At 70.7% G+C, this 12,819-nt stretch carries 8 protein-coding genes and 1 riboswitch; of the genes, 5 read left to right on the forward strand and 3 right to left on the reverse strand.

Annotated elements, in window-relative coordinates; translation table 11 throughout:
* Positions 1 to 29 precede the first annotated feature (29 nt).
* The gene (locus tag AC1DYN_RS19840; RefSeq protein WP_477962690.1) at positions 30 to 3,269 is read left to right on the forward strand and encodes a PAS domain-containing hybrid sensor histidine kinase/response regulator; all 3,240 of its coding nucleotides are present in this window, start codon (positions 30 to 32) and stop codon (positions 3,267 to 3,269) included.
* A 51-nt stretch (positions 3,270 to 3,320) separates the two neighbouring features.
* Here AC1DYN_RS19840 and AC1DYN_RS19845 read toward each other — a convergent pair whose 3' ends face one another.
* Together AC1DYN_RS19845 and AC1DYN_RS19850 are read right to left on the reverse strand one after the other, a co-directional pair.
* Complete coding sequence (locus AC1DYN_RS19845; protein WP_477962691.1) at positions 3,321 to 5,597, reverse strand: xanthine dehydrogenase family protein molybdopterin-binding subunit; 2,277 nt, start codon at positions 5,595 to 5,597, stop codon at positions 3,321 to 3,323.
* A gap of 11 nt (positions 5,598 to 5,608) precedes the next feature.
* The gene (locus tag AC1DYN_RS19850; RefSeq protein ID WP_477962693.1) at positions 5,609 to 6,100 is read right to left on the reverse strand and encodes a (2Fe-2S)-binding protein; all 492 of its coding nucleotides are present in this window, start codon (positions 6,098 to 6,100) and stop codon (positions 5,609 to 5,611) included.
* A 146-nt stretch (positions 6,101 to 6,246) separates the two neighbouring features.
* Between AC1DYN_RS19850 and AC1DYN_RS19855 the strand changes: the two genes are divergently transcribed.
* The 3 genes from AC1DYN_RS19855 to AC1DYN_RS19865 all read left to right on the forward strand — a co-directional run bounded on the left by AC1DYN_RS19855 (position 6,247) and on the right by AC1DYN_RS19865 (position 8,974).
* Positions 6,247 to 7,275 carry a porin gene (locus AC1DYN_RS19855; RefSeq protein WP_477962695.1) on the forward strand — a complete coding sequence of 343 codons (1,029 nt, stop codon included), beginning with the start codon at positions 6,247 to 6,249 and terminating at the stop codon, positions 7,273 to 7,275.
* Between the two features lie 11 nt (positions 7,276 to 7,286).
* Positions 7,287 to 8,003 (forward strand): esterase, encoded by a 717-nt coding sequence (gene ypfH, locus AC1DYN_RS19860; RefSeq protein WP_477962698.1) that lies wholly within the window; start codon positions 7,287 to 7,289, stop codon positions 8,001 to 8,003.
* Positions 8,004 to 8,143: 140 nt separating this feature from the next.
* Entirely contained in the window at positions 8,144 to 8,974 is an 831-nt protein-coding gene (locus tag AC1DYN_RS19865; RefSeq protein WP_477962700.1) for an outer envelope protein, read from the forward strand.
* A 9-nt stretch (positions 8,975 to 8,983) separates the two neighbouring features.
* Here AC1DYN_RS19865 and AC1DYN_RS19870 read toward each other — a convergent pair whose 3' ends face one another.
* Complete coding sequence (locus AC1DYN_RS19870) at positions 8,984 to 10,705, reverse strand: M14 family metallopeptidase (RefSeq protein ID WP_477962702.1); 1,722 nt, start codon at positions 10,703 to 10,705, stop codon at positions 8,984 to 8,986.
* A gap of 51 nt (positions 10,706 to 10,756) precedes the next feature.
* Positions 10,757 to 10,870: riboswitch (TPP riboswitch) on the forward strand.
* A gap of 57 nt (positions 10,871 to 10,927) precedes the next feature.
* Here AC1DYN_RS19870 and thiC point away from each other — a divergent pair.
* Positions 10,928 to 12,817, forward strand: coding sequence for a phosphomethylpyrimidine synthase ThiC (thiC, locus tag AC1DYN_RS19875; RefSeq protein ID WP_477962704.1), 1,890 nt, complete (start codon positions 10,928 to 10,930; stop codon positions 12,815 to 12,817).
* Positions 12,818 to 12,819: the final 2 nt, after the last annotated feature.

Genomic DNA, 12,819 nt, shown 5'->3' on the forward strand with positions numbered 1-12,819 from the left:
AGCCGCACCCGCTGAGCGGCCCAAGCGCCGTGCCCCTCGCCTCTCCCCTGCCCCTCTTGCCGCGCGAACCGCTGGACCGGCTGGTGGCCCGCCTGTTCTTCGGTACCGGCGTGGGCGTCTCGCTGGCCGGCGCGCTGATCTACCTGTCCTCCGCGCTGCAATTGCGCCCCGGCATGCGCGCGCTGCTGGTGGCCGACTGCCTGGTGCTGGCCGCCAGCTTCGCGGCCGGCATGTGGGCCCTGCCGCGCGTCGCATTGCCGCGGCTGGTGCAGGTGATGGGCTGGATCGCGTCGATCGCCGTGCTGGTCACCGCCGTCGGGGCCGGCCAGGGCGTGCATGCGCTGAACCTGGGCTACCTGGGCCTGCTGATCTGCGTCGTGACGGTGCTCGCGAGTCCTGCCTCGGGCGCGCTGCTGGCGGTCGCGATGGGAGCGGCCGTCGCCGCGCTGGCGGCGGCCGACGGCTCGCGCTGGCTGCCCGGCCCGGCCTCGCTGACGGTGTTCCCGCTGCCGATGCGCGTCGTCACGCACTGGCTGATCTTCGCGTCGGGTGCCGCCGCCGGGCTGCTGATCGCCGGCGTGGTGCGGCGCGCGCTGGCCGAGGCCAGCGAACGCGAGGAGCGTTTTCGCAACCTGCTGCTGATCGCTGCCGACTGGTACTGGGAGCTCGACGCCGACCTGCGCTTCACGCACATCGCCGACAAGCTCAACCAGTACTCCGGCATCGATGCGCGCGAACGCATGGGCCGCCGCCCGTGGGAGATGCCGCAGATCGGGCTGGACGACGAAACGCTCGCACGCCACCGCGCCGACCTCGAAGCCCACCTGCCGTTCAGCAACCTGCTCGCGACGCGGCCCGGGCTGGACGGCGAGATGCGCCACAGCGTCGTCAGCGGCCGGCCGCGCTTCGACGCGCAGGGGCGCTTCCTCGGCTACTGGGGCATGGGCCGCGACATCACCGCCGAGGTCGAGGCGCGCCGTGCCACCGTCGAGAGCGAGCGCCGCTACCGCGAGCTGTTCCACCGCTCGCCGACGGCCCTGGTGCTGCACCGCAACGGCATCGTGATCGATGGCAACGATGCGGCGGCGCGGCTGTTCGGCTTCGCGTCGGCGTCGGCGATCAAGGGCTTCGACCTGCGCCGCCTCTACCCGCCCGGCCCGTCGCAGGACGTGGTGGGCCAGCGCGTCGCGGCGCTCGAGGCGCTGCCGGTCGGCGAGGGGCTGGGCGTCGCCGAGTTCGAGCTGGTCTCGCTGGACGGCAGGGCGCTGGTCGCGGAGGCGTCCGGCATGCGCGTCGACGCGCCGGACGGCCCGGCCACGCTGTCGATGTACCACGACATCACCGCGCGCGTGCAGGCCGAGCGGGGGCTGCGCCGCTCGGAGGCGATGCTGTCGCACCTGGTCGCCACCAGCCCCGACTGCATCACCCTCACCGAGGCCGAGACCGGCCGCTACGTGATGGTCAACGAGAGCTTCACCCACATCACCGGCTGGCGCAGCGACGAGGTGATCGGCCGCACCGCCGGCGAGATCGGCATCTGGAACCGGCAGGCCGACCGCGACGCGCTGGTCGACGGCCTCGCGAAGGGCGACCTCATCACCGACCTGCCGGCCACCTTCGTGCGGCGCACCGGCGAACCGGTGTCGCTGCTGCTGTCGGCGGCGCGCTTCCGCATGGACGGCCGCGAGTACCTGGTGCTGAACGGCCGCGACGTCACCGAGACCGAGCGCGTGCGCCTGCAGCACGAGGCCATCCTGCACAACGCGTCGATCGGCATCGCGCTCACGCGCGAGCGCCGCTTCATGCAGACCAACCCGTGCTTCGAGGCGATGTTCGGCTGGCCGGCCGGCGCGCTGATCGGCCAGCCGGGGCAGGTGGTGTGGCGCGACGAGGCCGACTATGCCGAGATGGGCCGGCTGGTCGGGCCGCTGCTGGCGCAGGGCCAGCCGGTGGAGATCGAGCGCGTGATGCGGCGCGGCGATGGCAGCAGCTTCCTGTGCCGCCTGCTGGCGCAGGCGGTCGACCCGAGCCACCCGAGCCAGGGCGGCACGATCTGGATCGCCGAGGACGTGACCGAGCGGCGCGCCTTCGAGCAGGCGCTCGCGCATGCGCGCGACGTGGCCGAGGCGGCCAACCAGGCCAAGAGCACCTTCCTGGCCAACACCAGCCATGAGATCCGCACGCCGCTGAACGGGCTGCTGGGGCTGGCGCGGCTCGCGATGCGGCCGGGGCTGGATGCGCTGCGGCGCGACCAGTACCTGGCGCAGATCCAGGAGAGCGCGCAAAGCCTCGCCAGCATCATCTCGGACATCCTCGACCTGTCGAAGATCGAGGCCGGCAAGTTCAGCGTCGAGACGGTGGCCTTCGACCTGCGCGGGCTGCTGGTGGCGGTGCAGCGCGCCTACCAGTCGCTGGCGCAGGCGCGCGGGCTGACGCTGCGGCTGGCGATGGCCGACGAGGTGCCGGGCACGGTGCTGGGCGACCCGGTGCGGGTGCGGCAGATCCTGAGCAACTACCTGACCAACGCCATCAAGTTCACCGACCGTGGGCACGTGACGCTGGAAGCCGCGCCGGGTGGCGGCGGGCTGGTGCGGCTGGCGGTGACCGACACCGGCCCGGGCATCGCCGCGCAAACGCAGCAGCGGCTGTTCCAGCCCTTCACGCAGGCCGACAGCTCGACGACGCGGCGCTACGGCGGCACCGGCCTCGGGCTGTCGATCTGCAAGGAGCTGGCGACGCTGATGGGCGGGCGTGTCGGCGTCGAGAGCGAGCCGGGCCGGGGCAGCCGGTTCTGGGCCGAGCTGCCGCTGCCGGTGACGCATGCGCGCGAGGTCGGCACCGATGCCGAATCGCTGGACACCGCCTCGCTGGCCGGCGCGCACGTGCTGATGGTGGAGGACAACCCGGTCAACATGATGATCGGTGTCGCGATGCTGGAGCAGTGGGGCGTCGACGTGGTGCAGGCGGTGGACGGCGTGGAGGCGCTGGCCGCGGTGCAGCGCTCGGTCGACGCCGGGCGCCTGTTCGACGTGGTGCTGATGGACGTGCAGATGCCGCGCCTGAGCGGCCACGAGGCGGCGCGGCAGCTGCGCGAACGCTACCCGGCGGACGAGCTGCCGATCATCGCGCTGACCGCGGCGGCGCTGGTGTCGGAGCGCGAGCAGGCGCTGGCGGCGGGGATGAACGAGTTCCTGACCAAGCCGATCGATGCGCACCGCCTGCGGCAGGCACTGTTGCGCGCGGTTGCGCAGACCGAGAAGCGCGCGTAGCCCGGATGCCAATCCGGGGTTTGTCCGACACATCCCGGATTGGCATCCGGGCTACGTGAGCGGCAGCGCCCGCTGGCGTTTCCCGGTCAGCACGTACAACGCATTCGCCAGCGCCGGCGCCACCGGCGGCGTGCCGGGCTCGCCCATGCCGCCCGGCGCGCGCGTGCTGGGCACCAGGTGCGTCTCGATGCGCGGGCAATCCGCCAGCTTCAGCACCGGGTAGTCCGGGAAGTTGGCCTGCTTCACCACGCCGCCCTCGATGTCGATGCGCCCGTACAGCGCCGCCGACAGCCCGAACACCACCGCGCTCTCCATCTGCTGCGCGACGATGCCGGGGTTGACCACCGTGCCGATGTCGGCCGCGCACACCACGCGGTGCAGGCGCGGCTTGCCGTCCGGCAGCGACACCTCCACCACCTGCGCGACGATGCTGCCGAAGCTCTCGTGCAACGCGATGCCGCGCGCCTGCCCCACCGGCAACGGCTGCCCCCAGCCGGCCTTGGCGGCGGCAAGCTTCAGCACCGCCGCATGGCGCGGCATCTCGCCCAGCAGCCCGAGGCGGAACTGCACCGGGTCCTGCTTCGCCGCCTCGGCCAGCTCGTCGATGAAGCACTCGCTGAAGAACGCATGGTGCGAATGCCCGACCGAGCGCCAGTAGCCCACCGGCACGCCGCTGTGCGTCGCGACTTGCGCGATGCGCTGGTTCGCGATCGCGTACGGCAGGTCGTACAGGCCCTCGGCCGCACTCTTGTCCGGCGTGTCGACCGGCCCGGCCAGCGCCGGCAGCACGCGCTCGATCCAGCGCGGCGTGATCGCGTCGCCGGCCGCGGTGATCGCGAGCCCGCTGACCATGCCTTTCGCGTCCAGGCTGGCCTGCATCAGCGCAACCCCCGCCGGGCGGTAGAAATCGTGCGTCGTGTCTTCTTCTCGCGGCCACACCAATTGCACCGGCAGGCCGCTGCACTCGAGCGCAATGCGCACCGCCTGCGCGACGAAATCGACGTCGAGCCGGCGCCCGAAGCCGCCGCCCAGGTAGCTGACGTGCAGCGTCACCGCGTCGGGCTCGACCCCGGCGACACGCGCCGCGATGGCGCGCGCCATGTCCGGCACCTGCGTCGGCACCCACAGCTCGACCCGGCCGTCGTGCACGCGCGCGGTGCAGTTGATCGGCTCCATCGCCGCATGCGCCAGGTAGGGCGCGCGGTACAGGGCCTCGAGGCGCCGCGCCGCGCCGGCCTGCGCCTGCTTCACGTCGCCGCGGGTGTGGAACGCGAAGCCGCCGTCCGTTTGCGCGGCGGCGCGCGCGGCACGCTCCAGCGCTTCGTCGATGCGCCGCGTGTCGGCCGCGCCGGCCGGCGGCGGCGCCCAGTCGATCTCCAGTGCCTGCGCGCCGCGCCGCGCATGCCAGGTGCTGCGCCCGACCACGGCCACCGCCGCGGTCGATCCGGCATACGGGCCGAGGCGCACCACGCGCTGCACGCCGGGCAGCTTCATCGCCGGCTCGACGTTCACGCGCTGCGGGCTGCCGCCCAGCATCGGGCAGTGGCGGATCACCGCATACAGCTGGCCGGGCTGGCGCGTGTCGAGGCCGAAGCGCGCCGTGCCGTCGACCTTGGCCGCCAGGTCGGTGCGCGGCGCCGGCGTGCCGATCAGCTTCCAGTCCTTCGGGTCCTTGGTCTTCACGTCGCCGACCGGCGTCGCCGCGGCCAGCCTGGCGAGTTCGCCGAAGTGCGCGTGCGGCCCGGAGACGTGGCTGATCACGCCGTTGCGCACCTGCAGTTCCTCGCGCGGCAGCTTCCATTGCAGCGAGGCCGCGCCCAGCAGTTGCGCGCGCGCGGTGGCGGCGGCCAGCCGCAGCACGTCCCAGGCGTCGGCGACGCTGGACGAGCCGCCGGTGACGCTGAGGCCCAGCTCGCGCGCGAACTTGCCGACCATCCACTGGCCGGCCTTGACGGTGGCGGTCTCGCGGCCGGGCTCGCTGTCGACCGGGTGGAAGGGCAGCGCGCCGACGAACATCGCGACGTTGCCGTAGATCGATTGCGGCGCCGCCTGCACCAGCTTCACGCGCGCGAGCGGGGTGTCGAGCTCGTCGGCCACCAGCATCGCGAGCGCGGTGTGGATGCCCTGGCCCATCTCGCTGCGGTTCATCGCCAGCAGCACCTGGCCATCGGGCTCGATGCGGATCCAGCCGTTCAGCGTCACCGTGCCGTCGCTGGCCGGCAGCGGGTTGGGGCTGCCGAGCCGGCTGCGCGCCGGCAATGCGCTCCAGCCGACCAGCAGCGCGCCGCCCGCGCCCAGGGCACTCAGCAGCAGGCTGCGGCGTTTCATGGGTGCACCGCTCACGCGCGCGCCTCGGCGGCCGGCTTGTCGCCGCGCAGCATCGCCGCGGCGCTCTTGATGGCCTCGCGGATGCGCGGGTAGGTGCCGCAACGGCACAGGTTGGTGATGGCCGCGTCGATGTCGGCGTCGCTCGGGTTGCGGTTCCTGCCCAGCAGGTCGGCGGCGGCCATCAGCATGCCGCTCTGGCAATAGCCGCATTGCGGCACCTGGTGCGCGATCCACGCGCGCTGCAGCGGATGCGGCGCGCCGGGCGTGCCCAGCGCCTCGATGGTGCGCACCGGCTTGCCTTCGGCGGCCGACAGCGGCGTCACGCACGACCGCACGGCCTGGCCGTCGACGTGCACCGTGCAGGCGCCGCAGGCGGCGACGCCGCAGCCGAACTTGGTGCCGGTGAGGTTGAGCACGTCGCGCAGCACCCACAGCAGCGGCATGCCGGGCTCGACCGCGTCGGCGGGCAGGGGCAGGGATCGGCCGTTGACGGTCAGTTCCATGGGGCAGTGGCTCCGGGTTCGGGCCTCATTCTGTGCCGGGGCGGCCGCCGCCGATGTGGCGTCAACGAAACGGGGTGTGACCGGCCGCACACGCGTCCGGGTTTATCCTGACGGGCTTGTCACCTGTCCCGCCGGAGTTTTTGCCGATGAATCGTCGCCTGTCCTGTCTGGCCGCTGCCGCGGTCGCCGCCTCGCTGTCCGGTGCCGCCCTGGCGCAGTCGGCGTCCTCGATCACGCTGTACGGGCTGGTCGACATGTCCGCCGGCCGCTTCCAGGATGCCGGCACGCAGCGCACGCTGCGCGCCGAGAGCGGCAAGATGACCACCAGCTTCCTCGGTTTCAAGGGCACCGAAGACCTGGGTGGCTCGCTGAAGGTGAAGTTCGCGCTCGAGCACTACCTGCGCGCCGACACCGGCAGTGCCGGCCGCGCCGGCGGCGATGCGTTCTGGGGGCGCAACGCCTATGTAGGCTTCCAGGGCGATTTCGGCACCAGCACGCTGGGGCGCAACACGACGCCGCTGTTCGTCTCGACGCTGGCCTTCAACGCGCTCGGCGATTCGTTCGGCTTCTCGCCCAGCATCCGCCAGGTCTTCGCGCCCAGCACCGGCCTCGCGTTCTACGGTGACACCGGCTGGAACAACTCGCTGCTGTACAACACCTCGAACCCCGAGGGCTACAACGTGAGCCTGATCGGCAACCTGGGCGAGGGCGCGGCGGGCGCGACCGGCCGCAACGTCGGCGGCCACTGGATGCTCGTCACGCCGACCTGGGGGGCGACCATCGCGTACCAGCAGGTGAAGAATGGCGCCGTCGGCCTGCCCGCCGGCTTCGAGCGTCAGGACACCTGGCAGCTGGGCGGTTCGTACGACTTCAGCGCCGTGAAGCTCTACGCGCAGGCCACCCGCGTGAAGACGCTGGCGACGCTGGACACCAAGACGACCATTTATGGCCTGGGCGCCTCGGTGCCGGTGGGTGCGCTCGGCAAGGTGGTCGCGCAGTACGGCCAGGCGAATGCCGACTTCAACCCCGGCGAGGTCAAGAACCGCACGTTGACGCTGGGCTACGACCATGCGCTGTCGAAGCTGACCGATGCCTATGCGATCGTGATGAACGACCGGCTCACGAACGCCGACAACGGCACCAGCGTGGCGGCCGGGCTGCGCGTGCGGTTCTAGAAGGAGCGCCCATGCCCGCCACCGCCCTGGCCCACCTGCCCGCCGAAGGCGCCCCCGAACTGCTGTTCCTGCTGTTCCACGGCGTCGGCGCCGACGCGTCGAACATGGCACCGCTCGCGCAACGCCTGGTCGCCGAGTATCCGCAGGCCGCCGTCGTCTGCCTGGACGCGCCGGATCCGTTCGACGGCGTGCCCGGCGGCGGCAGCGGCTGGCAGTGGTTCTCGATCCAGGGCATCACCGAAGACAACCGCCCGCAGCGCGTCGCACAGGCGCTGCCGCGCTTCATCGCGATGGTGCGCGGCGTGCAGCAGCAGCTGAACGTGTCGTGGCCGTGCACCGCGCTGGTGGGCTTCTCGCAGGGCGCCATCATGTCGCTCGAGGCGGTGCAGGCCGAACCGGCACTGGCCGGCCGCGTGCTGGCCTTCTCGGGCCGCCACGCCACGGCGCCTGAACACGTGCCCGAAGACACCACGGTGCATCTGTTTCACGGCATGACCGACCGTGTCGTCCCCTGCGGCCCGGCCATCGACTCGGCCGAGCGCCTGGTGGCGCTGGGCGGCGACGTCACCGCCGACGTGCTGCCCGGCATCGGTCACGAGCTGCACCCGCTGCTCGTGGACAAGGCCATCGAGCAGCTGCGCACCTTCCTGCCGAAGAAGGTCTGGCGGCAGGCGATGAGCGAGGCGCCGATCCTGCCCCGCGCCGCATCCAGCGACGAATTGAATTGAATCCATTCGCGTGGCATGGGGTTTGCTGACTTGCATACAAGTCGGTACCCGATGCGGACGCATGCGCCAAGCCTGGGCGTGAGTCGAGGGGGTGCCGGCCTGTTCCGCCGCATTCCCAAAACCAACCCCAAGGATCCCCCATGCGCATTCGAATCGTCTCGAAGCTCGCCACCTGTGCCGTGCTGTCCGCCTGTGCCGCGGGCGCCGGTGCCGCCGAATGGAGCGACGCCTTCATCGGCTACACCTATGGCACCAAGTTCAAGGAGCCGGGCAGCGATGCCGACGTCAAGAAGCAGGTCGCGACGCTGCAGTACGTCGGCGGCTACAAGTACGGCGTCAACTTCTTCGCCGTGGACATGCTGGCGTCCGAGGAGAACAACAACGCCAACAACAGCGACCGCGGCGCGCACGAGGTGTACGTCACCTACAGCAACACGGTGAGCTTCGGCAAGGTGAGCGGCAAGCCGATGAAGTTCGGCCCGATCCGCGACGTCGGCTTCCAGTTCGGCTTCGACTTCAACTCGAAGAACGATGCGTTCGGCGCCGGCCTCACGAAGTACATCGCCGGGCCGAAGGTGGAGTTCGACGTGCCGGGGCTGCTGACGCTGGGCCTGCTGTACTACAAGGAGAACAACAACAACAGCCTGGCCGGCACGCACGTCAACTTCGACGCGGCGCCGCGCCTGGCCGCGGTGTGGAGCTTCGACTTCAATGCCGGCCTGCCGGCGGTCTTCAAGGGCTGGGGCACCTGGACCGGCGAGAAGGGCAAGGACGGCTTCGGCGGCGACACCGCGGCCGAGACCTGGACCGAGATGGGCCTGCTGTGGGACGTCGGCTCGGCGGCCGGCACGCCCAAGACCTTCTATGCGGGCCTGGGCTACCAGTACATCAAGAACAAGTTCGGCAACCAGCCGTCACTGGCGGGCACCAAGGTGTCGGCGCCGTCGCTGAAGGCCGAATATCACTTCTAGGCCTCACGTCTAGTCCAGCACCACCTCGGTCTTCACCGCCCCCGCACGGTCCGCACGCGCGCTGAGTGCCAGCCGCGTGCCCTTCGGTGCGCGCACGACCCACTCGGCCACCGCGCGGTCGGCCGTGACCTCGCGCGTCGGCAGGAAGGCCTGCAGCGTGCTCTTCGGGCCGTGGCCTTCGAGCTGCGGCCCTTCCATGCGCTCCTTGCCGCTGACCAGCGACACCGCCGCATCGCCCGGCGGCAGGTGGATCTCGAACATCGTGCCGCGTACCGTCTTGCGCGCCAGCGCCCGCTTGCTCACGTAGGCCGGCAGGTACCCGCTGTTGCACACCGCCAGCCGCACGCGCCAGGTGTCGGGCCCGAGCGCGCGCACCTCGGTGCGCAGCAGCTCCAGCTTCGGCAGGCTCAGCGCGATCTGGTTCATCCACGCCGGGAAACGCGCCGCCTCGCGCTCGCGCAGGTTCGGCGGCGGGTTGCGCCAGAAGTTCATCTTGTCCCAGCCGCCGATCTCCACCGGCCCCAGCTGCGGGTGGTGGAAGGGCTTCCAGTCGACGTGGGCCTGGCCGCCGCACTGCTCGTCGCTCCACTTCAGCAGCTTCAGGTCGTCCGATTCGGGGTGGTCGCGGAACCAGTCGATCCACTTGTAGCCCTCGATGCCGGCCTCCTTGTTCGGCGACCACAGCTCCACCACCCAGAACAGCGCACCCAGGTGCTCGTAGACCCAGTCCTGCGTGCCGGTGATCACTTCCTTCGGGTGGTACTTGAAGTCGTGCCAGATGCTGATGGCCGGGTAGCCGGTCAGCTTCTCGCCCATCGCGCTGAAGCGCTTGTACGACCACAGGTCCTCGGGGATCATGTCGTCGTCGCTCTGCGTGCCCATCGGCCGCAGGATCACGCCGCTGTGCGTGTGGTAGCTGATCGCCGCGCCGATGTTCGGGTGCTTCAGGATGAACTCGATCATCGCCCGCACCTCGGGCTCGCTGGCCGGATACGGACCGGCGCCGACCTGCTCGAACTCCTGGCGCCAGAAGGCCGGGAAGTTGCGGTTCAGGTCCAGCCCTTCCGGGTCGCGGTTCACGTTGACGGTGAGGCCGTCGTAGTTCTTCAGCAGGCCCTCGGGCATCAGCCGGTAGTACTCGCCGCCGAACTCGCCCGGCTCGCGCGGCACCATCAGGCGCGGGTCCTGCGTGCTCTTGCGGTAGGTGCCGTGCGGATCCGGGATGCGCATCGTCAGCATGCGGCCGTCGCCGTCGATGTCTTCCATCGTCAGGCCCTCGACGGGCTCCTCGTCGTACGGGTAGCTGCGCGTCGACGAACGGATGTGGCGCGGCCGCTCGGCCAGCGCCAGCTCGGCCCCGTCGGGATTGATGCGCGGGCAGATGTAGATGGCGCGCGTGTCGAGCAGCTGCGTCACCTGCCGGCCCTCGTCGCTGCTGGCGCCGTACTGCGTCACCAGGTGGTGCAGGTAGTACAGGCAGGTGGTGCTGGCCGTCAGCTCGGCCGCGTGGATGTTGCCGTCGGCCCAGAACGCGGGCTTGTCGGTGTCGGGGCCGGTGGCGGTGTTGGTGACCGCCGCGACCCAGATGTCGCGGCCCTCGTGGCTCTTGCCGATCGATTGCACCTGCACCAGCCCGGGGTGGGCGTCGGCGTAGTCGAACAGCAATCGGGTCAGGGCGTCGTATTTGTAGAAGATGTCGAAGCGTGGCGTGGGCGTGGCGGGCAACGTCATGGGACTACATGAATTGATTTGCGGCGAAGGCGTTAGTGTGTTCTAGAATCCGCTCGCTTGTCGGGGTGCCGAGGATGTGAATCCGAGGCTGAGAGGGCGCTCGCCGCCTAACCCGTTGAACCTGATTGGGGTCATCCCCGCGTAGGAAACAGCACTCGGCCACGGCGCATCTGCTCATGCAGGGCGCGGTCCCAGGCAGGCACCCACCTCTCTGGAGATCGCATGGCCAAGAACGCTTCCTCCGTCGACACCGACGAGCTGTCCCGCCGCATCACCCGCACGCCGTTCCCCGGCTCGCGCAAGATCTACCTCGAAGGCAGCCGCACCGACCTGCGCGTGCCGTTCCGCGAGATCGCGCTCTCCGACACGCTGGTGCAGCAGCCGCAAGGCGAAGCGCTGCGCGAGCCGAACCCGCCGCTGCGCGTGTACGACCCGTCCGGCCCCTACACCGACCCGCAGGCGCCCATCGACATCACGCGCGGCCTGCCACCGCTGCGCCGCGCCTGGATCGCCGACCGCGGCGACAGCGAAGCCCTGCCGCAGATCAGCAGCGCCTACGGCCGCCAGCGCCTCGACGACCCGGCGCTCGCCGCGCTGCGCATGCAGGGCGCACCGCTGCCGCGCCGCGCCCGCAGCGGCGGCAACGTCTCGCAGATGCACTACGCGCGCCGCGGCATCGTGACGCCCGAGATGGAGTTCATCGCGCTGCGCGAGAACCTGGTGCAGGCGCAGCTGCGCGAGCGCCTCGCGACCGAGCGGCTGCCGCAGCGCGGCCGGCATTTCGGCGCGGCCATCACGCCCGAGATCACGCCCGAGTTCGTGCGCGCCGAGGTGGCCCGCGGCCGCGCGGTGATCCCCTGCAACCTGAACCACCCCGAGAGCGAGCCGATGGTGATCGGCCGCAACTTCCTCGTGAAGGTCAACGCCAACATCGGCAACTCCGCCGTCACCTCCGGCATCGAGGAAGAGGTCGACAAGCTGGTGTGGGCCATCCGCTGGGGCGCCGACACGGTGATGGACCTGTCGACCGGCGAGAACATCCACGAGACGCGCGAGTGGATCCTGCGCAACTCGCCGGTGCCCATCGGCACGGTGCCGATCTACCAGGCGCTGGAGAAGGTGCACGGCAAGGCCGAGGAGCTGACCTGGGAATTGTTCCGCGACACGCTGGTCGAGCAGGCCGAGCAGGGGGTCGACTACTTCACCATCCACGCCGGCGTGCGGCTGGCCCACGTGCCGCTGACGGCCAACCGGCTCACCGGCATCGTCTCGCGCGGCGGCTCGATCATGGCCAAGTGGTGCCTGGCGCACCACCGCGAGAGCTTCCTGTACGAACGCTTCGACGAGATCTGCGAGATCATGAAGGCGTACGACGTGTGCTTCTCGCTCGGCGACGGGCTGCGCCCCGGCTCCATCGCCGACGCCAACGACGAGGCCCAGTTCGCCGAGCTGCACACGCTGGGCGAGCTGACGCAGGTGGCCTGGAAGCACGACGTGCAGGTGATGATCGAAGGCCCCGGCCACGTGCCGCTGCAGCTGGTGCAGGAGAACGTCGACAAGCAGCTCGAGGCCTGCGCCGAGGCGCCGTTCTACACGCTGGGCCCGCTGCTCACCGACATCTCGCCCGGCTACGACCACATCGCGTCGGCGATGGGCGCGGCCAACATCGGCTGGTACGGCACCGCGATGCTGTGCTACGTGACGCCGAAGGAACACCTGGGCCTGCCGAACCGCGACGACGTGAAGCAGGGGCTGATCGCCTACAAGATCGCCGCGCACGCGGCCGACCTGGCCAAGGGCTACCCGGGCGCGCAGATGTGGGACAACGCGGTCTCGAAGGCGCGCTTCGAATTCCGCTGGGAAGACCAGTTCCGCCTCGCGATCGATCCCGACACCGCGATGGCCTACCACGACGAGACGCTGCCGAAGGAGAACGCGAAGGTCGCGCACTTCTGCTCGATGTGCGGGCCCAAGTTCTGCTCGATGAAGATCAGCCAGGAGGTGCGCGACTTCGCCAAGCGCGAGAGCGCCAAGCCGGTGATCGAGATCCGCCAGGCGCTGGCCGACAAGGCGCAGGAGTTCCGCGCCCACGGCGGCGAGATCTACAGCTGAGC

It is taken from the genome of Rhizobacter sp. P2_D12, from assembly GCF_056404395.1.